Origin of the sequence: Pseudochrobactrum sp. AO18b (assembly GCF_000409565.1) — a bacterium.
In the GTDB taxonomy this organism is placed as follows: domain Bacteria; phylum Pseudomonadota; class Alphaproteobacteria; order Rhizobiales; family Rhizobiaceae; genus Pseudochrobactrum; species Pseudochrobactrum saccharolyticum.
This window is the reverse complement of sequence record NZ_ANNO01000073.1, coordinates 1-17,580: the sequence shown is the minus strand read 5'-3', so window position 1 is coordinate 17,580 and position 17,580 is coordinate 1. Positions and strand designations below refer to the sequence as shown.

The following is a 17,580-nucleotide window of genomic DNA, read 5'->3' as shown; positions in this document are numbered from 1 at the left end:
TGGCGGAAACCATCAAAATAGCTGATCGCAGAGCTCAGTGCCGGTACCGGCACACCGGCAGTCACCGCGGCAGCCACAACCTGACGTAGACTTTGCGCAGCCACACTCATTTGCTCAACAAATGCAGGTGCCAGAAGCAGATTATCCACCTCACTCGCAGCAAAAGCCTCCCCGATTTCATCCAGAAACTGTGAGCGGATGATACAACCGGCGCGCCAGATACGTGCAATCGTTGCCAGTGGCAAATTCCACTGATGCTCCTGTGAGGCCGCGGCCATCACTGCAAAGCCCTGCGCATAAGCCGCAATTTTTGCGGCCAGCAATGCCTGCTCCAGTGCATCAATAAAAGCCTGATCCGCCTTGATCGATCCTGTCTGCACCGGCTCGCCATAGGCATTTGCCAGTTTCTGCCGTTGCGCAATCAGAGAAGATATTGAGCGTGCAGCAACTGCCGCTTCAATACCTGTCGCCGGAACACCGAGAAACTGACTTTCAATTGCCGCCCAGCGTCCGGTACCTTTTTGCCCTGCAGCATCGAGAATAGTATCAGGCACCGGCTTTCCGGTTTCAGGATCAAGCGCTTTCAGCACTTCTGCCGTAATCTCAATGAGATAGGAATTCAGCGCGCCTGTATTCCATTTTGCAAAAATCGGCGCGATTTCTCCCGCCTTCAAACCGCAGACATCACGTAAAATGCCATAAATTTCCGCAATCATCTGCATATCGGCATATTCAATACCGTTATGAATGGTTTTGACGAAATGCCCCGCACCATCCGGCCCCATACGGGCACTGCATGGTTCGCCTTTATAACGCGCGGCAACCGCATCCAAAATCGGCTCAATCCGCGCATAGGCTTCAGGCGTACCGCCAACCATCATTGACGGGCCGTTACGCGCACCTTCCGCACCACCGGAAATGCCCATGCCAACAAAAGTCGGATCATTTTCGCCGAGTGAATTCAGACGACGCACCGTATCGCGGTAATCGGAATTGCCGGAATCAATAATAATGTCGCCTTTTTCCAGAAAGGTCTTGAGCTTGGCCATTTCCGTATCAACCGGACTACCTGCTTTAATCAGCATGATAATCGGACGCGGCCGGGCAATATTCTGGCTGAGCTGTTCCATAGTCGCACAGGGAATAATGCGCTCCTGCAACTCACCGCTGGAAGCGTAAAATTTTTCTAATACCGGCGCTTCACGGTCATAAACTGCAACCCGATATCCTTTTTCAGCAATATTGAGCGCCAGATTAGAACCCATGACGCCAAGCCCGATCAGTCCGATATCTGCCAGTTGCATTCTGTTTTCCCTATATGTGAACTTTCCGGTAAAATAGCCGGAGCATAATTCTTCGTTCTATATAGGTATGCTATTCAAAACCGGTTTCAACTGAAAGCAGAGACTGACAGCTGAAACCGGTTATTTTTCTTTAAATTCCGCTCTATTTAAACAGCAATGGCCTGACGGTCAGCAATCAGCTTGCCAGTAGCGGTCAGCACACCGGATGCACCGTCCAGATAATTTTCTTCCAGTTCCAGCACCAGAAAACGGTGACGTTCCACAGGCCCCGGCATAGCCAGATCAGCCATTTTATTGCCGGTAAATCCGAAACGGCCGTAATATTCCGGATCGCCCACCAGCAAAATTGCCTTATGACCAAGCGCCTGCGCATTGTGAATAGCCTGACGCATCAAGGCAGCGCCGACACCCCGCCCCGCATAAATTGTCTCAACCGCCAAAGGCCCCAGCAGCAAAGCAGGCACAGCTTCTCCGCCGGCTTTTTTACCGGCAGAAATATGCCAGAGCCGGACACTGCCGATCATCTCTCCATGCGCATCGCAGGCAATCAATGCCAGCCCATAGGCAGGCACGCGTTTACGGCGCAGCTTTTCCGATGATTTGCGCTTGCGTCCCTCGCCCATCACACGGTCGAGCAAAGCCTCACGCGCGCTGCTGTCCGCAGACGTTTCATGCGCAATACTAAACGAGACCGGTGCCGGAGCAGTGATTTGCGCGGCTGACAATTCAGCCGTGGTTCCGGCCACAACAGAAGAAGCAGACATCAGCGTGAACCTTAAAGCATTCGCGTGAGGCAAATGCGCTAAAACAAAGCGGTAAGGGGCATTGTTTCCTCACACATATGGATGAGGATAAACACAAAGCAAAAATCTTATGTGACAAGACCGGTGAAATCTCTTCACCGGTATCATTCGCAATGTGAGGCTGAATATGCGTCCCTGACGAGACGCATATCAGTATCAGATCACATAGGAGCGCAGCGGTTCAAAACCGTTAAACGCAACAGCCGAATAGGTCGTTGTGTAAGCGCCGGTGCCTTCGATCAGCACTTCATCACCAATGGTCAGCGAGACCGGCAGCGGATAAGGTGCCTTTTCATACATCACATCGGCGCTGTCACAGGTCGGGCCTGCCAGAACACAAGGTTCCAGAGTATCGCCGTCACGCGGAGTCACGATCTGATAACGGATCGCTTCATCCATGGTTTCAGCCAGACCGCCGAATTTACCGATATCGAGATAGACCCAGCGATTGTCATTGTCAGCTTTACGGGAAACCAGAACCACTTCGGTTTTGATCACACCGGCATTGCCAACCATGCCGCGACCCGGCTCGATAATGGTTTCCGGCAGACGATTGCCGAAATGACGGCTCAGCGCATCGAAAATAGCTTCGCCATAGGCCTGTGCGGTCGGGATATCTTTGAGATAACGGGTCGGGAAACCACCGCCCATATTGACCATACGCAGGTTGATGCCTTCTTTAGCCAAAAGGTCAAACACGCCTTTGGTATCGGCCAGAGCACGATCCCAAGCAGTCAGATCAGTCTGCTGTGAACCGACATGGAACGATACGCCATAGGCATCCAGACCCAGCTGATGGGCTGCACGCAGCACATCAACAGCCATTTCCGGAACGCAGCCGAATTTACGCGACAGCGGCCATTCAGCACCTTCACCGTCAGCGAGAATGCGGCAGAACACGCGGGAACCAGGAGCCGCACGGGCAACTTTTTCCACTTCTGCAACGCAATCAACAGCATAGAGGCGAATGCCATATTCATAGGCGCGTGCAATATCGCGCTCTTTCTTGATGGTATTGCCATAAGAAATGCGGTCAGGTGTTGCACCGGCATTGAGTGCCATTTCAATTTCCGCAACCGAAGCTGTGTCGAAGTTCGAGCCCATGGAGGCGAGCAGCGACAGAATCTGCGGTGCAGGATTTGCCTTTACCGCATAGAAAATGCGCGAGGCCGGCAGAGCCTTTTCAAAATGTTCATAATTTTCACGCACAACGTCGAGGTCAACGACAAGGCAAGGGCCTTCCGGACGTCGGGTGGCGAGAAAGTCGATAATGCGCTGTGTAGCCATCCTGATCTCCTGAACTGCAATAAGCAGTAAAAAGCCGCATCTTCATATCATTTGCGATGCGAAAGCCTGCCCCCGTGCAATGACGCACAAGGTTGAGCATGGTTTCAAAGGACTGATGAGCAAATACCTGCGCATACACGCATCAAAAGCCATCAGAGGGACAAACTGCCTTACGGCAAATATGAATCAGCTCTTCGCGCAACCGGCCTTTGGAGATGCAGGAAACACGGAACAAATACATATGCAGATGGATCAACGCCCTGAATTTAGCGTTTTTCCGCTTTGTCTGCCTTGGCTTGGAATGGGAAAAACCCGGTTCCGCACTTAGGGCAATGAGGGTGTGCCTCTTTGAGTTCCCGACCTGTGGAGAGCCGGAAGACACCAGAAAGGCCCGCACCGTCGTTGCTTCAAGGTGTCCTTGATCCATGGTTGGCCATCAGATCAACTGGAGCGGTTAGGTCCAGGTTACCGTACCGGTCTATTCTCCATTCAGAATACCGGCGGACACCCACAGGCACGTGCGACTTTGGGCAAGCGCGATATAAGATGATTTATGTGTCCACACAATGACAAATTTGCGCCGGTTTGATTTTTTTGGTTAATAAATCACTTCTTTATTCAAAATACGGCGCAGTGCTTTATGTAGATGATAAAAATAGGTGTCTTATTGATCGCAATGCAGCGAATCACTTTGATATTTCTGAGACATTTTGAATATTCAGGATCGCGATATATGGTGCGGTTTAGTCGCTGATCTGGAGGACAGAGCTTATGGACACACTCACACGGATGCGTGCTTTTATTGATGTTGTGGAGGCCGAAGGTTTCTCAGCAGCTGCGCGCAAAATTGGTCGTTCCAAAGCCCTTCTGTCCAAATATGTCCGCGAGCTGGAAGATGATCTGGGCGTGCGGCTACTGAACCGTACAACTCGGCAATTTTCGCTTACCGAAAGCGGCCACACTTATTATCACCGCGCAACGGAGATTCTGCGTGAGCTGGATGATCTGCAAGACTCTATTTCCGAGAGCAGCGGCGATGTGCGCGGCAAGATCAAACTGACAGCCCCGCGCAGCTTTGCGGATGCCTCACTGGGCATGTCACTGATTGATTTCTGCGCAGATCATCCGGAGATTGCGCTGGATATCCACCTTGATGACCGGTTTGTTGATCTGGTTGAGGAAGGCTTTGACCTTGCCATCCGCATCACCCGCTTGCAGGATTCATCGCTGATCGCCAAAAGGCTGAGCGCATTTCACACTGTTGTCTGCGCCTCACCTGATCTGATCGCACGGCTGGGCATGCCGGAAACACCGGAGCAATTGCGGGAAATGCCCTGCATCATTGATACCAACAGCCGCTCCCGCAATAACTGGCAGTTCCGCAATCAGGACGGCTCGATGATGACAGTCGCCATCCGCGGCCCACTGGAGGTCAACAGCCCGCTCACCACCATGGCAGCGACTGTCAAAGGTCTGGGCTTCAGCGTTCTGCCGCGTTTTGTTGCTGATGGTGAGTTGAATAAAGGCACACTTGTGCCGGTGCTCCTAGATTATATGCTTAATGACGGCGGCATTTATGCCGTTTACCCGCACCGTACCTATCTGCCTGCCAAAGTACGCCTGCTGGTCGATTATCTCGCCAAATGGTTCAAAGATAATCCGTGCAAAGAGCTGACCAATGACGAGGCGTAAAACCTGTAGACTGTCGTCGTAGTTTTGCCTCACTCATTCTCCAAATTCCGAACCAGCATTGACCGCTCAAAAGAGTGATTTTCGTTTCCATGACCAGCAGCAAAAACAAGTCTTTACTGAATGTCCTCGGCCTGACCTGTCTCATGACAGGGCTGGGTGTTGTCGCGGCATCAGCGCATCCGCATGTTTTTGCCGAAGCCCGTCTGGAAATCACAATCACACCGGAGCGCACAGTTGAGAAACTGGCGCATGTCTGGCGCTTTGATGATCTGTTCTCGTCAACCGTCCTGATGGAATTTGACAAGAAAGGCACGCTGAAACTCGACAGCGCCGAGTTGAATGAACTCAGCACAACAATCGACACTTCTATTGCCGAGTATAAATATTTTCAGACAGTTACGCAGGACGGCAAAGATATTGCCATGAACAAGCCTGAGCATCTGATTGCTGATCTGCCGGATAATCAGCTGATCGTCCTGTTTGAAAGTAAGCCGGAAAAACCGCTGAAACTGGAACCCGGCCATAAAGTCAGTTTCGGCGTCTATGACCCGACTTTCTATACGGCGATTGATTATCTGAAAGACGAAGATCTGGTGGTGAAGGGCATGCCATCCGGCTGCAGTTCTGCTGTTGTGCGCCCTGATCCCGATGAGGCACTCGCCCAGAACCAGCAAAGTCTGACACAGGCATTCTTCGACGAAGCCGCGGCGATGACCAATGACGTGTCTAAATTCTTCGCAACCCGAATAGAAATCACCTGTAAATAACAAGCCCACGGCCAGCGCATTAGGATTGGTCAAAATTCAAATTTGTTACGTTATATCATCAGAGGCATTCCGGCATGAACCACGCAAAGCAACACACTCTTACTCTATCCCCGTTAAGAGCCTGTGCTTTGCTGCTGACCATATGCACCTGTCTGTTGTTTGTACTTCACAATCAGGCATGGGCGCAGTCTTCATTAGGTATCGGCGCCAGTGAAGTCACATTGCAGCCAACCGGCCCGTTTGCAAAACTGATATTGTGGATTAATGCCGAGCAAAAACGCTTCTATCTGATGATGACCACCGCGCTGAAAGCGATGAAGGATGATCCGTGGGCTGCGTGGACATTGGTCAGCCTGTCTTTTCTCTATGGTATTTTGCATGCCGCCGGCCCCGGCCACGGCAAAGCGGTGATCTCATCCTATATGATTGCCAATGAAACAGCTTTGCGACGCGGAATTTTTCTTTCCTTCATCTCATCCGTTTTGCAGGCACTGTCCGCTATTTTTCTGGTCGGCATGGCATGGTTTGTGCTGCGTGGCATCGGCATTTCAATGGGAAAAGCAGGACGCGGCATGGAAATAGCCAGCTATGTGCTGGTCATTCTCTGCGGGATTTATATCATCTTCCGCAAGCTTCGCTCAAAACCGCAATGTGCTCCTGCAATAGTGGTTGAAACAATGGCACCGGCTCCCGTCTGGCAAGGTTCACTCTCAGCCTCGGCAACACAAAAACCATCGGCATTGAACACATCCATGCGGCTTAAATATCAGCCAACCAATGCAAAACCGGCTGTCTTTGACCATGAGTTTTCAGGGAATGGCGCCAATTGCACAGCCTGCGGCCACAGTCACCTTGCTGATCCGTCCACTCTGAGCGGTGAATTCAACTGGAAAACCGCATGGGCAGCGATTATCGCCGTCGGCATCCGTCCCTGCTCCGGCGCGATTATTGTACTGACATTCTCAATGCTCAACGGCCTGATGCTGGGTGGCATTCTCTCTGCCTTTGCCATGGCATTCGGTACTTTCATCACCGTCGCCTTGCTCGCAACACTGGCTGTCACGGCTAAAAATACGGCGCTGCGCCTGGTCAAGAATCCGCTGATGTCAGCACGTTTGCAAACGGCGATTGAAATCGCCGCTGCATTATTCATCATTCTGACAGGCGTGCTTCTTCTGATTGCTGCCCTGAGTTAATTCTCTTTGTGGTGTTTTCGCTGTGATTTCGCCCGCAGCCAGAACACCACAAAAAAGGCCATCACAAAGACAACCGCAATCAGCGCCGCCAGCACATGGCTGTAAGGCCCGACCGCCAGCATGATGATCGGCATGGAATAAAACAGCGCGCCGAAAACCACCATAATCAGTGCGGCGGCTATAGCGGAATTGCGCGTATCCTTCTTATTCTGCTGTGGGGATGCCATGCGCTTATCTCCGGCCTGTATCGGCGTAGAAGCTTTCCAGCTTTTTGATCTGCTGCCCGTTCGCGTCAAAGTTTTCTGGCGCGAGCCAGTTTTGGTAAGCCTGTTTCAATGCAGGCCATTCACTGTCGATCACCGAATACCATGCAGTGTCACGGTTCTTGCCTTTAACAATCAGATGCTGCCGGAAAATACCTTCAAACTGAAAACCGAAACGCTCCGCCGCACGCTTTGACGGCAGATTGTCATTATTGCATTTCCACTCATAACGGCGGTAACCGAGCTCATCAAAAATATATTGCATGAACAGATACTGGGCTTCGGTCGCAGCCGGCTTGCGTGAAATCAGCGGCCCCCAATAGATATTACCGATTTCAATACTGCCATTCTCGGCATCAATGCGCATCAGCGCCTGACGACCGGCAATTTTACTTGTCGCCTTGTCAATCGTGACGAAAAACATAGTCGTCTGGCTTGCGGCGGATTTCTCCAGCCATGGCAGCATCTCTTCGAGCGTTGCAGGCACTGTATCAAACAGCCATGTGAAACGGCTGTCCGCATCGGCAACGCTGGACGCCTCAAACAGCCCCTGCCCGTGCTTTTCAACACTCAGCGGCTCCAGCCGCACAAACTGCCCTTCAAGAACTTTGCGCTCAGGAACAGGCCGCGCTGTCCACTCTGACAAGTCCTGCATAATCATTCTCCTCTTCCTCAAAAGGAAATGACCATATTTTATGCAGATTGCAAACTTATTTCACTTTGCTGCAGTCTTGCGGCACTGCGATCTATCGACACTGCTTTGATAAGTGCAAAAACCTGCTCGCCGGTTTTCAGATTGAGATCCTGCACAGATTTGCGCGAAATACGGGACAATAATTGCACATCGCCCAATTGCAGGCGCAATTCCGCAAACGGCCCGTCATCGGTTGAGATTGCAGTAATCGTTACCGGAAAAATATTGCGGATACTGATATCCACCGGCGCAAAGCGCGACAGAGATACATCGCGCGAGCGGATACGCAGACGCACTTTCATCCCCGATTGCAATGCATGGTCTGTCAGCTGAAAATTATGCCCGCCAATGGCAATGTCAGCCATGGCATAGGCATCATCACTGCGGGTGACTTCCCCTTGCAAAAGCACACTTGTCGTATCGCCCGTACCATCAATCTGGCTGAAAATATCAAACACTGAACCGCTTTCCCGTACCCGTCCCTGCTCCAGCAGCACAAGCGTATCCGCCAGCCGCGCGACTTCATCCACCTCGTGACTGACAAAGACAATCGGCAGCCCGCTCTCGTCACGCAGACGCTCCAGATAAGGTAAAATTTCCTGACGCCGCGCATGATCCAGCGATGACAGAGGCTCATCGAGCAGCAGCAGGCGCGGTACCGACAGTAATGCCCGCCCGATCGCCACACGCTGTTTCTCACCGCCGGACAATTGATGCGGCTTGCGCTGTAATAAAGCGCCGATGCCGAGCAGCTCGGTTATTTCCTCAACCTTACGCTCCGGCTCACGTTTACCTGCCCATTGCGCATAGGTCAGATTGCGCAAAACACTGAGATGCGGAAACAGACGGGCATCCTGATAGACATAGCCGATATGGCGTTCTTCAGGACGGAGATTGATGTTTCTGGCGCTGTCAAACAGCACCAGATTGCCAACGGCAATACGTCCTTCCTCAGGGCGCAGTGTTCCGGCAATCATCCGCAGCAAAGTGGTTTTACCGGCACCGGACGCACCGAATAATGCTGTAACGCCGGTCTCAGCACGAAAGGCCGCCTCAACGCGAAACCCGCCATTGCCGCCTTTTACATTGAAATCAAGGGTATTGAAGCTGATTTGATGTGTCATTTACCAGCTCCGCTCAACCGGCGCTGCAACCATTCGGACAGCACCACCGCCAACACAGACAGCACAACGGAAACCAGAATAAGCTTCAGCGCAGCGGCATCACCGCTCGGCGTTTGCATCAGCGCATAAATCGCCAGCGACAGGGTTTGCGTTTCGCCCGGAATATTCGAGACAAAAGTTATTGTAGCGCCAAACTCGCCGAGCGCTTTGGCAAAACCCAGCACACTACCGGCGATAATGCCCGGTATCAGCAAAGGCAGCGTCACAGTCATAAAGGCTTTGATGCGCCCTGCTCCCAAAGTGCGGGCAGCTTCTTCCAAACCCCTGTCAATATTTTCAATCGCCAGCCGCATCGGGCGGATCAGCAATGGCAGTGCCATCACACCGGCAGCCAAGGCTGCCCCTGTCCAGCGGAAAGCGAAGGTAAAATCAAACCATTGCAGTAGCAGACTGCCGATAGCGCCGCGCGTACCAAACAGCACCAGCAGAAAATAACCGGTTACTACCGGCGGCAGCACCAGCGGCATTGTCAGCACCGCCTGTAACAGGCTTTTGCCGGGGAAATTATAGCGTGCCAATATCCACGCAAAACCAAATGCAACCGGCAAGGCTCCGAGGATAGCAAGCCCTGCTATCCTCAAAGACAAAGCGATAATTTCCATTTCCGGCATTGCCATCAGTCAGATCGGAGCCTTATTTTGCTTCTGCCGCAGGCACAAAGCCCTTATCAGCAATGATTGCCTGTCCGGCATCGCTGCGCAGAAATGCAAGAAATGCCTTGGAGTTTTCGTCAGACTTGCCGACCAGTGCCGCAGGATAAAGAATTGGCGCGTGGCTGGACGCAGGAAAACGATAAACTTCAGTCAGTTCAGGCACCTGTGCACGATCCGATGCATAAACAATACCGGCTTTCACTTCACCGCGGGAAACATATTGCAGCGCTACGCGCACATTTTCCGCGAAGACCGCATTGGCAGACACATCACCCCAGATGCCGAGTTTTTCAAGTGCTGCCTTGGCATATTTACCGGCAGGCACATTTGACGGATCGCCCATCGAGAAACGGCCGGCTTTGAGGATTTCCGCAGCTTCTGCCGGTTTTGTATCTTTGGCACCGGCGATAACCAGCGCATTACCGGCGATCACAGCGCGGCTGTCATTATCGATCAGCTTGCGTTCCTGCACATAATCCATCCAGTCGAGATCGGCTGAGATAAAAATGCTGGCTGGCGCACCGGCTTCAATCTGTTTCGCCAGCACAGAGGATGACGCATAGGATGCGGTTACTTCCGCACCGTTTTCAGCCTTAAATTTCTCTGCTGCCGTATCAATCACATCTTTCATGCTGGCCGCAGCAAATACGACAATCTTTTCTGCCGCTAAGGTTGGCAGGGCAGTTCCGGCAAGCAGGCCAAGTGCAACAACAAATCTGATCATGATATCCCTCAATATTTTCAATCATTATATTTCATCATGCATAACGATTCCTGCCTTATGCTTCAAGCAAATAAAAAAGGCCCTCCGAAGGGAGAGCCTTTTGCAAAAGAGTACGACTAAATATCAGTCGCCGATATGCTGCTTGGCACCGCGCTCTTTCGCCAGCAGAACCTGACGCTGACGTTCCGCATAACGGGCACGATCAGCATCGCTGCGCTCGTGATAGCAAGTGTCGCAGGAAATACCTTCCTGATAGAATTTCGACAATTTTCCCTCCGGCGTCACCGGATTGCGGCAGGCGCGGCACAGTTCCACATCGCCTTCCACCAGACCATGACCAACAGAAACACGCTCGTCAAAAACGAAGCATTCACCTTCCCAGCGTGTATCTTCCGCAGGCATATCTTCGAGATATTTCAGAATGCCGCCTTTGAGGTGGAAGACATCATCAAAGCCCAGACCTTTTACAAAAGCCGTTGCCTTCTCGCAGCGGATACCGCCGGTGCAGAACATGGCAATTTTCTTGCCTTCCAGCTCGTCGCGGTGGTCTTCAACCCATTGCGGAAACTCACGGAAAGTCTTGGTTTTCGGATCAATCGCGCCTTTAAAAGTGCCGATGGCATATTCATAATCATTACGTGTATCGATAAGGATCGTGTTCTCATCATCAATCAGCGCATTCCACTCCTGCGGCTGCACATAAGTGCCGACGCTCTGCAACGGATCAATCCCGTCCACACCCATGGTCACGATCTCTTTCTTGAGACGGACTTTCATGCGGTTAAACGGCATCTGGCTGGCTGTTGAATATTTCAGTTCGATATTCTGCTCACGCAAGGCAGGAATAGCTTCAATGAAAGCAATCAGCGCGGCAATGCCCGACTGCGTTCCGGCAACGGTGCCGTTCAGTCCTTCAGCAGCCAGCAACAAAGTGCCTTTGATACCCTGCTCATCACAAAGCTCAGTCAGCGGTGCCTGATAGGCTTCAAAATCCGGAAAACGCGCAAAACAATAGAGCGCAGCAACAGTGAAATGTGCTTCACACATAAATAAACCTCAATAGCTGGTCGCCTCGCAAAGGCGCTGCCGTGATATTCCGCCTGAGCACCCTGAGGGTCAGTCAGACAGCCGAAAACAGATTAATCTGCTTGCCTGTGCTCTAACGCCGCTGCGGAGCAATTTCAAGATCAGCATCAAATTTTGCTGCCACGAAGCGAGAATCTATCCCCGCCCTCACTACGCATGACACAGTGCAAAGGGTATATCAGTCAGGAGAGAGTGCCATGTTTCGCGCAGAAATCAGAACGCTGTTTTCAGAAGCGGGACAAGCGCATCATCTCGATCCCGCAGCCCTTGTCGCTGTCGCACAGACAGAAAGCAGTGGCATTGTCACCACGCGCATCAATGGACGTGATGAACCACTGATCCGTTTTGAGGGGCATTATTTTGATAAACGCCTCAGCCCTGCCGATCAGGCAAAGGCCAGAGCGTTGAAGTTCTCCTCTCCCCGTGCCGGTGCCATTCCCAATCCGGCGGGCCAGGCGGAGCGCTGGCAAATGTTGGACAAAGCCTGCCGCATCAACTGCGATGCCGCTTATGAATCCACATCATGGGGTATAGGACAAGTTATGGGTGCCCATTGGCACTGGCTCGGTTATGTGTCCGTTGCTGAAATGGTTGAAACCGTACGCAGCGCCGTGCCGGAGCAGATTGAACTGATGAGCCGCTTTATCGTCTACAGCAATCTGCGGGATGTGTTGAACAAGCACGACTGGCAGAAATTCGCATACATCTATAACGGCCCGCTCTATGCCAAAAACCGCTATGACCGGAAACTGGCTCAAAACTATGCGCTGTATCAGCCCTTGTTTCCCGCCTTCACTCCCCCTGATCAACGAACAGCATAGACAAAATATCTTCGGAACGTTAAATCGATTATAACAATAATTCCGAGGGTGAGATGTCGCAGAAAACCGAAAGCCTGATTCCCGTCATGACGGGACAAACCGTCATCCCTGTTCTGCTGATTGATAAAGCAGCAGATGCCGTGCCACTTGCACGCGCTCTGGCAAAAGGCGGTCTGCCTGCCATCGAAATTACCCTGCGCACCAGCGCGGCACTGGATGCTATCCGTGCCGTGGCAGAAGATGTGCCGGAAGCCATTGTCGGCGCCGGTACCATCCTCAATGCTGCCCATTATGAGCAGGCTGTCGCCGCCGGTTCAAAATTCATCGTCAGCCCCGGTGTAACAGATGCCATTCTGAAAGCCGCAGATAACAGCCCTGTTCCTCTGCTGCCGGGTTGCGCAACAGCAAGCGAAGTGATGAGCCTGCGTGAGCGCGGCTATACTCATGTGAAATTTTTCCCTGCGGAACAAGCAGGCGGCGCAGCCTATCTTAAAGCCCTGTCCTCCCCGCTCGCAGGTACTTTCTTCTGCCCGACAGGCGGCATCAGCCTCAGCAATGCCGTGAATTATCTCACCCTGCCGAATGTGCTGTGCATAGGCGGCTCATGGATTGCTCCGAAAGAGCTGGTCAATGATGGAAAATGGGATGAAATTACAGCGCTGGCAGCCGCAGCCGCCGCGCTCAAATCCTGATCAACATTAAAATTCAGGCAATAAAAAAGGGAGCTCAAAGCTCCCTTTTTTCATTCTTTTACCGATCAGTTGATCTTAGAGAATTTAGCAATCGGAATGAAAGTCACAGCATTGCCTGTAAAGCGGTTTGCATTACCGGCAGGCAGGTCTTTCTGGAAGCCAGCTGTGTAAACAACGGTTGGTGCCTGACGCATAGCATCATTCCGCAGAACCGGATTGGACACCGGTACAACCTTGGCTACAGGCTCATTCGAAATCGCAACTTCTGTCGCAGCATCGGCAGGCTGCAGCACTGCATTGGCAGCCGCTTTTGTAACTGGGCGATCTGAGCGACCGGCTTTAGCGGTTGTCCGTACAGCGTCAGCACCAGTTGCTGCGGCAGTATTCTCGCTGTTTACGATCGGACGGGAGGACGGACGGCTGTTGCGTGTATCCTGTGGCATAACCATAGCCACCTGCTGTTCCTGAGCCTGCGGACGCGGAGCCGGAATGGATGCAGTGTGGTCACTATTGCTCAGCAGATCAGCAATCGCATCCTGACCGGCTTCAGCACGGGCAACAGAGACTTCCTGAGCCTGGGTTGGGCGCGTTGCCGGAACAGCAGCGGCCAGAACTGTATTAATTGCCTGCCCTGCGCCCTGCGGACGCTGTACCGGAACCGGCACATATCCGCTCAGCATAGCACCGGTATTTGCAGTTGTGTCAGCTGCAACCAGCGCGGCAATCTGGTCATTGGCAGGCTGGGCCGGTGCGGAAGGCGCACCTGTGGCACCCGCAAAAGCCTGCGCTTCAAGTGTATTCGGCGGTGGCGGCGCCATAGCCAGCAGCACTTCGGCTTCCGACTGCGGACGCTTCACCGGAACCGGCACAGCAAAAGCCATTGCCGCCTGTGCATCCGGTGTCATTTCCACACCGGCCGAAGGGCGCGGTGCATTCAACGGTACCGGTGCATCGCGGGCAGGCAAAGCAGCAATCAACGCTTCCTGCGGCGCCTGAGGCTCAGGCTGTGCAGGTACAGCACGGTTCGGCACTGCCGGTACCGGAGCCTGACGGGCAGGAACTGCGGCAGCAGGTGTTGTACGTGCCGGACGGGCAGTTGCTACAGCACGGCCGGAGCTTTCACCATTATCTTCTTCTTCATCCGCACCGCCGCCAAATAGCATACCGAACAGAGATTTGCTCTTCGGCTTGGCAGAAGCCATCTGGATTGTACCGCCATTGGCCTTACGGGCTTCATAGGCAGCAAGTGCCTGTTCATAACCCGGCAGTGGTTTGCCATCGGTCGGAACGTGAATTGTTTTACCATCAGGGAACACAGCCAGCAATTCGCGGCGGCTCAGGCGCGGCCAGTGACGCACACTGCCAACATCAAGATGCACAAAAGGCGAACCGGAAGTCGGATAGTAACCAACGCCACCGATCTGATAGCGCAACGCGGTGTCACGCAGCTTTTTCAGCGGAACACCCGGAATGAAAAAATCCATCGCCTTGCCGAGCGTATGCTGGCTGCTTTTGGCAACGCCGCGGGTACGCGAACGCAGCATGGAGTTCGTCGCCGGCGAACGATAGGCGGAAACAACAGTAATATAATCGCGGCCACCGGCGGTCTGATAGACCTGCCAGACCAGATCGAACAAACGCGGGTCCATCTTGGTCGGCTCATTGCGGCGCCAATCGCGCAGGAAGACATTCAGCTTCTTCAAACCATCCGGCAGATAGCGGCCGTTTTTCTTGAACGTGATTTCTGCACGTTCACCGGTATGCACAAAATGCAGCTTCAGTGTACGGGTTTCGGCTGCAGCCTGAGACGGCGCGAAAGCTGTAACAGCCGTGAAAACAAGTGCCAGCTGCGCGCTGAGTTTAAAAACTCTGCCTGCCCAGCCCGCCAGTTTAGATGTTTTGCTGTTTTCCAATTTCGAATGCCTTACCGTTTACAGTCACGCTATTCAGATGAATATCGGATTTAATGGTTAATAGACACTTATTGAACAGACAATGAGTTTTCAGCATGACAAAAAAAACGCATGCGGGAAGGACTTTCCATCATGGTAAAGAGTTTATGAACAGATTTTACAACCTGAGGAAGCATGATTTTATCTATACACGCACACTGCAGTGCAAACAGCACTCTGTGGCATATATGCACCATCTGATTGAAAATATTTAATTTTCAGAACAAATAATGCGATATTTCGCGGTTTTCGGCACCTGAAAAACAAAGAACACCAATCAGAAAATTCATATAATATTTCAGCAGTATAATAGGCCTTAAGCACATAAAATTTACCGGATTTTACTCACATTGTTTCGTCAATGTAACGCAATGTGATGGGATAAAGAGCCTCATTTCGGGAACCAAATCGGTTTTGGCTCTGCTTTTGAGTCGAAAAAACACAAAATTGCACCAGCGTCACCTGATCCGGCATGCTGATTTCACCCTTTTATATCTTAACAGCGCCTGTCTGCACCCGACCTTGATCCCGCAATTTCAATACTGTTGAAACGCATGAAATCTGCGCAGGAACATCCTATATAGACTGCAGCATTAAAAAGAATCGTATGAGGTTGAACCGCAATGAATTTACGCAACCATGCAGAATTTCTCCGTATGCCTGCCGATGCCCCGCAGGCACAGGTTTCCGCAGCTTCCGAGCTGAGCAATCTGCCATGCTGGAACCTCGCCGATCTTTACCCTGCACCGGACAGTGCGGAACTGACCCGCGACCTGCAGCTTTCAGCAGAGCGATCAATTGCTTTTGAGAATAAATGGAAAGGCAAGCTCGAAGCTGAAGCCTCCAAGCCTCAGGGCGGTAATTTTGCCGATGCGATTAAAGAATTCGAACAGCTTCAGGAACTGATGGGACGCATCTATTCCTATGCCGGTCTGCTCTATGCGGATGACACATCCAGTGCCGCCAATGCCAAACTCTATGGCGATGTGCAGCAGAAACTCACCGATGCAGGCAGCCACCTGATCTTCTTCTCGCTGGAACTCAACCGTATTGATGACGCCCTGCTCGACAAGGCGATCGCTGAGAACCCTGCTATCGGCCATTATAAGCCATGGCTGATCGACCTGCGCAAAGACAAGCCTTACCAGCTGGATGACCAGATTGAGACATTGTTCCATGACATCTCTGTCACCGGTTTTGTTGCCTGGAACCGTCTGTTTGACGAAACCATGAGCGGTTTGCGCTTTACAATTGACGGCGCAGAGCTACCGATTGAACCGGTGCTCACCATGTTGCAGGATGCTGATGGTGCAACCCGTAAAAAAGCCTCGGATGCCTTGTCCAAAACCTTTGGTGAAAATCTGCGCCTCTTCACGCTCATTACCAATACACTAGCCAAGGATAAAGAAATCTCCGACCGCTGGCGCGGTTTTGAAGATATTGCCGACAGCCGCCACCTTGCCAACCGCGTTGAGCGTGAAGTTGTCGATGCACTGGCCAGCGCCGTAAATGATGCCTATCCGCGTATTTCCCATCGCTATTATGCGCTGAAAGCCAAATGGCTCGGCCTTGAACAGCTCGATAACTGGGATCGCAATGCGCCGCTGCCGGAAACCCCGCAGGTGACTATCGGCTGGGATGAGGCAAAAGCAACTGTGCTGGATGCCTATGCAGGCTTCGCACCGGAAATGGCCGATATTGCCCGCGACTTCTTTGACAAGAACTGGATTGATGCGCCGACCCGCGCAGGCAAGGCACCGGGTGCTTTTGCCCACCCGACTGTGCCTTCCGCACATCCTTACGTATTGCTCAACTATCTGGGCAAGCCGCGCGATGTTATGACCCTTGCCCATGAGCTTGGCCATGGCGTGCATCAGGTTCTCGCCGCCAAACAGGGCGCGCTGATGGCTTCAACCCCGTTGACACTGGCAGAAACCGCCTCCGTATTCGGTGAAATGCTGACCTTCCAGTCTCTGCTTGCAAAAGCAAAGGACAAGCGTGAGCGTAAAGCCATGCTGGCGCAAAAAACCGAGGATATGATCAATACGGTTGTGCGCCAGATCGCCTTCTACCAGTTTGAACGTAAAGTTCACACCGAACGCAAGAATGGTGAGCTGACAGCCGAACAGATCGGTGAAATCTGGATGGAAGTGCAGCGTTCAAGTTTAGGTCCGGCAATCCGCCTCAATCCCGGCTATGAAAGCTTCTGGACCTATATTCCGCATTTCATCCACTCGCCGTTCTATGTCTATGCCTATGCTTTCGGCGATTGCCTCGTGAATTCGCTCTATGCGGTTTACCAGAACAATCCTGAAGGTTTTCAGGACAAATATTTCGATATGCTGAAGGCTGGCGGTACCCGCCATCATAAAGAACTGCTGGCACCATTCGGTCTGGATGCTTCTGATCCGGCCTTCTGGCAGCAGGGCCTGTCAGTGATTGAAGGCATGATCGACGAACTG

Annotated in this window: 16 protein-coding genes; 6 read left to right on the top strand and 10 right to left on the bottom strand. The window is 52.3% G+C overall.

All coding sequences use genetic code 11. The features are described 5' to 3' along the window. The 3 genes from gndA to A918_RS0103570 all read right to left on the bottom strand — a co-directional run. Positions 1-1,304: NADP-dependent phosphogluconate dehydrogenase (gene gndA / locus A918_RS0103580; protein WP_022709729.1), on the bottom strand; the 1,304-nt coding region annotated here is incomplete at its 3' end. 146 nt (positions 1,305-1,450) lie between these two features. After that, the gene (locus A918_RS0103575; RefSeq protein WP_022709728.1) at positions 1,451-2,068 is read right to left on the bottom strand and encodes a GNAT family N-acetyltransferase; all 618 of its coding nucleotides are present in this window, start codon (positions 2,066-2,068) and stop codon (positions 1,451-1,453) included. A gap of 195 nt (positions 2,069-2,263) precedes the next feature. Continuing rightward, a complete protein-coding gene (locus tag A918_RS0103570; protein ID WP_022709727.1) occupies positions 2,264-3,394 on the bottom strand; it encodes a type III PLP-dependent enzyme in 1,131 nt (376 codons plus the stop codon). Positions 3,395-4,165: 771 nt separating this feature from the next. Between A918_RS0103570 and A918_RS0103560 the strand changes: the two genes are divergently transcribed. The 3 genes from A918_RS0103560 to A918_RS0103550 all read left to right on the top strand — a co-directional run bounded on the left by A918_RS0103560 (position 4,166) and on the right by A918_RS0103550 (position 7,049). Continuing rightward, positions 4,166-5,086 carry a LysR family transcriptional regulator gene (locus tag A918_RS0103560; RefSeq protein WP_022709725.1) on the top strand — a complete coding sequence of 307 codons (921 nt, stop codon included), beginning with the start codon at positions 4,166-4,168 and terminating at the stop codon, positions 5,084-5,086. 89 nt (positions 5,087-5,175) lie between these two features. Continuing rightward, positions 5,176-5,853 carry a DUF1007 family protein gene (locus tag A918_RS0103555; protein ID WP_051138975.1) on the top strand — a complete coding sequence of 226 codons (678 nt, stop codon included), beginning with the start codon at positions 5,176-5,178 and terminating at the stop codon, positions 5,851-5,853. Positions 5,854-5,927: 74 nt separating this feature from the next. Beyond that, the gene (locus A918_RS0103550; protein WP_051138973.1) at positions 5,928-7,049 is read left to right on the top strand and encodes a nickel/cobalt transporter; all 1,122 of its coding nucleotides are present in this window, start codon (positions 5,928-5,930) and stop codon (positions 7,047-7,049) included. On the opposite strand, the gene A918_RS0103545 is transcribed toward A918_RS0103550, so the two are convergent. The 6 genes from A918_RS0103545 to A918_RS0103520 form a co-directional block, all read right to left on the bottom strand. Further along, positions 7,046-7,276: a hypothetical protein gene (locus A918_RS0103545; protein WP_022709722.1), complete on the bottom strand. Its 231-nt coding sequence runs from the start codon at positions 7,274-7,276 to the stop codon at positions 7,046-7,048. The genes A918_RS0103550 and A918_RS0103545 overlap by 4 nt on opposite strands. Before the next feature lie 4 nt (positions 7,277-7,280). After that, entirely contained in the window at positions 7,281-7,967 is a 687-nt protein-coding gene (locus tag A918_RS0103540; protein ID WP_028233336.1) for a GNAT family N-acetyltransferase, read from the bottom strand. A gap of 38 nt (positions 7,968-8,005) precedes the next feature. After that, complete coding sequence (gene modC, locus A918_RS0103535; RefSeq protein ID WP_022709720.1) at positions 8,006-9,130, bottom strand: molybdenum ABC transporter ATP-binding protein; 1,125 nt, start codon at positions 9,128-9,130, stop codon at positions 8,006-8,008. Further along, positions 9,127-9,807: a molybdate ABC transporter permease subunit gene (gene modB, locus A918_RS0103530; protein WP_022709719.1), complete on the bottom strand. Its 681-nt coding sequence runs from the start codon at positions 9,805-9,807 to the stop codon at positions 9,127-9,129. Before modB ends, modC begins: the two co-directional genes overlap by 4 nt. Before the next feature lie 16 nt (positions 9,808-9,823). Then, positions 9,824-10,579, bottom strand: coding sequence for a molybdate ABC transporter substrate-binding protein (gene modA / locus A918_RS0103525; protein ID WP_028233335.1), 756 nt, complete (start codon positions 10,577-10,579; stop codon positions 9,824-9,826). Between the two features lie 111 nt (positions 10,580-10,690). Continuing rightward, positions 10,691-11,614 (bottom strand): rhodanese-related sulfurtransferase, encoded by a 924-nt coding sequence (locus A918_RS0103520; RefSeq protein ID WP_022709717.1) that lies wholly within the window; start codon positions 11,612-11,614, stop codon positions 10,691-10,693. 236 nt (positions 11,615-11,850) lie between these two features. Here A918_RS0103520 and A918_RS19320 point away from each other — a divergent pair, with 236 nt between their 5' ends. Continuing rightward, positions 11,851-12,474, top strand: a complete 624-nt coding sequence (locus tag A918_RS19320) for an N-acetylmuramidase family protein (protein ID WP_022709716.1) — start codon at positions 11,851-11,853, stop codon at positions 12,472-12,474. Positions 12,475-12,527: 53 nt separating this feature from the next. Next, the gene (locus tag A918_RS0103510; RefSeq protein ID WP_022709715.1) at positions 12,528-13,166 is read left to right on the top strand and encodes a 2-dehydro-3-deoxy-phosphogluconate aldolase; all 639 of its coding nucleotides are present in this window, start codon (positions 12,528-12,530) and stop codon (positions 13,164-13,166) included. Positions 13,167-13,231: 65 nt separating this feature from the next. Here the strand turns inward: A918_RS0103510 and A918_RS0103505 are convergent, their stop codons facing one another. After that, on the bottom strand, positions 13,232-15,079 hold the full coding sequence (locus A918_RS0103505) for a DUF882 domain-containing protein (RefSeq protein ID WP_022709714.1): 1,848 nt from the start codon (positions 15,077-15,079) through the stop codon (positions 13,232-13,234). 695 nt (positions 15,080-15,774) lie between these two features. On the opposite strand from A918_RS0103505, the gene A918_RS0103495 reads away from it, so the two are divergent. Then, positions 15,775-17,580: M3 family oligoendopeptidase (locus A918_RS0103495; RefSeq protein WP_028233333.1), on the top strand; the 1,806-nt coding region annotated here is incomplete at its 3' end.

Coding starts and splice junctions, on each gene's coding strand:
- A918_RS0103575 (WP_022709728.1), bottom strand. CDS start 2,068: ATGTCTGCTTCTTCTGTTGTGGCCGGAACCACGGCTGAATTGTCAGCC.
- A918_RS0103570 (WP_022709727.1), bottom strand. CDS start 3,394: ATGGCTACACAGCGCATTATCGACTTTCTCGCCACCCGACGTCCGGAA.
- A918_RS0103560 (WP_022709725.1), top strand. CDS start 4,166: ATGGACACACTCACACGGATGCGTGCTTTTATTGATGTTGTGGAGGCC.
- A918_RS0103555 (WP_051138975.1), top strand. CDS start 5,176: ATGACCAGCAGCAAAAACAAGTCTTTACTGAATGTCCTCGGCCTGACC.
- A918_RS0103550 (WP_051138973.1), top strand. CDS start 5,928: ATGAACCACGCAAAGCAACACACTCTTACTCTATCCCCGTTAAGAGCC.
- A918_RS0103545 (WP_022709722.1), bottom strand. CDS start 7,276: ATGGCATCCCCACAGCAGAATAAGAAGGATACGCGCAATTCCGCTATA.
- A918_RS0103540 (WP_028233336.1), bottom strand. CDS start 7,967: ATGCAGGACTTGTCAGAGTGGACAGCGCGGCCTGTTCCTGAGCGCAAA.
- modC (WP_022709720.1), bottom strand. CDS start 9,130: ATGACACATCAAATCAGCTTCAATACCCTTGATTTCAATGTAAAAGGC.
- modB (WP_022709719.1), bottom strand. CDS start 9,807: ATGGCAATGCCGGAAATGGAAATTATCGCTTTGTCTTTGAGGATAGCA.
- A918_RS0103520 (WP_022709717.1), bottom strand. CDS start 11,614: ATGTGTGAAGCACATTTCACTGTTGCTGCGCTCTATTGTTTTGCGCGT.
- A918_RS19320 (WP_022709716.1), top strand. CDS start 11,851: ATGTTTCGCGCAGAAATCAGAACGCTGTTTTCAGAAGCGGGACAAGCG.
- A918_RS0103510 (WP_022709715.1), top strand. CDS start 12,528: ATGTCGCAGAAAACCGAAAGCCTGATTCCCGTCATGACGGGACAAACC.